Origin of the sequence: Brenneria sp. L4-2C (genome assembly GCF_040240335.1) — a bacterium.
GTDB lineage: Bacteria > Pseudomonadota > Gammaproteobacteria > Enterobacterales > Enterobacteriaceae > Brenneria.
In genome coordinates this window covers 1-1,621 of the sequence record NZ_JBEIAC010000054.1, presented here as the reverse complement: position 1 = coordinate 1,621, position 1,621 = coordinate 1, and the positions used below count along the sequence as shown (strand labels likewise).

Sequence of the window (1,621 nt, the reverse complement as noted above, 5' to 3'; positions counted from 1 at the left end):
TGTGGACACTGCACTGCCCTAAAGGCTCTTTGGTAAGGAGGTGATCCAACCGCAGGTTCCCCTACGGTTACCTTGTTACGACTTCACCCCAGTCATGAATCACAAAGTGGTAAGCGCCCCCCCGAAGGTTAAGCTACCTACTTCTTTTGCAACCCACTCCCATGGTGTGACGGGCGGTGTGTACAAGGCCCGGGAACGTATTCACCGTAGCATTCTGATCTACGATTACTAGCGATTCCGACTTCATGGAGTCGAGTTGCAGACTCCAATCCGGACTACGACGCACTTTATGAGGTCCGCTCGCCCTCGCAGGGTCGCTTCTCTTTGTATGCGCCATTGTAGCACGTGTGTAGCCCTACTCGTAAGGGCCATGATGACTTGACGTCATCCCCACCTTCCTCCGGTTTATCACCGGCAGTCTCCTTTGAGTTCCCGACCGTATCGCTGGCAACAAAGGATAAGGGTTGCGCTCGTTGCGGGACTTAACCCAACATTTCACAACACGAGCTGACGACAGCCATGCAGCACCTGTCTCAGAGCTCCCGAAGGCACATTCGCATCTCTGCAAACTTCTCTGGATGTCAAGAGTAGGTAAGGTTCTTCGCGTTGCATCGAATTAAACCACATGCTCCACCGCTTGTGCGGGCCCCCGTCAATTCATTTGAGTTTTAACCTTGCGGCCGTACTCCCCAGGCGGTCGACTTAACGCGTTAGCTCCGGAAGCCACGGTTCAAGACCACAGCCTCCAAGTCGACATCGTTTACAGCGTGGACTACCAGGGTATCTAATCCTGTTTGCTCCCCACGCTTTCGCACCTGAGCGTCAGTCTTCGTCCAGGGGGCCGCCTTCGCCACCGGTATTCCTCCAGATCTCTACGCATTTCACCGCTACACCTGGAATTCTACCCCCCTCTACGAGACTCTAGCCTGTCAGTTTTGAATGCAGTTCCCAGGTTAAGCCCGGGGATTTCACATCCAACTTAACAGACCGCCTGCGTGCGCTTTACGCCCAGTCATTCCGATTAACGCTTGCACCCTCCGTATTACCGCGGCTGCTGGCACGGAGTTAGCCGGTGCTTCTTCTGCGGGTAACGTCAATGAGAAGACGTATTAAATCTTCCCCCTTCCTCCCCGCTGAAAGTACTTTACAACCCGAAGGCCTTCTTCATACACGCGGCATGGCTGCATCAGGGTTTCCCCCATTGTGCAATATTCCCCACTGCTGCCTCCCGTAGGAGTCTGGACCGTGTCTCAGTTCCAGTGTGGCTGGTCATCCTCTCAGACCAGCTAGGGATCGTCGCCTAGGTGAGCCTTTACCCCACCTACTAGCTAATCCCATCTGGGTTCATCCGATGGTGTGAGGCCCTAAGGTCCCCCACTTTGGTCTTGCGACGTTATGCGGTATTAGCTACCGTTTCCAGTAGTTATCCCCCTCCATCAGGCAGATCCCCAGACATTACTCACCCGTCCGCCGCTCGCCGGCAAAGAAGCAAGCTTCTTCCCGCTGCCGCTCGACTTGCATGTGTTAGGCCTGCCGCCAGCGTTCAATCTGAGCCATGATCAAACTCTTCAATTTAAGATTTGTTTGATTCGCTAAGTTAATAGCTGTGCTCAAAGAATTA

General features: G+C 53.9%; 1 rRNA gene. It reads right to left on the bottom strand.

From position 1 onward, the window contains the following. Nucleotides 1-33 precede the first annotated feature (33 nt). Nucleotides 34-1,575 (bottom strand): 16S ribosomal RNA (locus ABRZ26_RS24990). Between the last annotated feature and the right edge of the window lie 46 nt (nucleotides 1,576-1,621).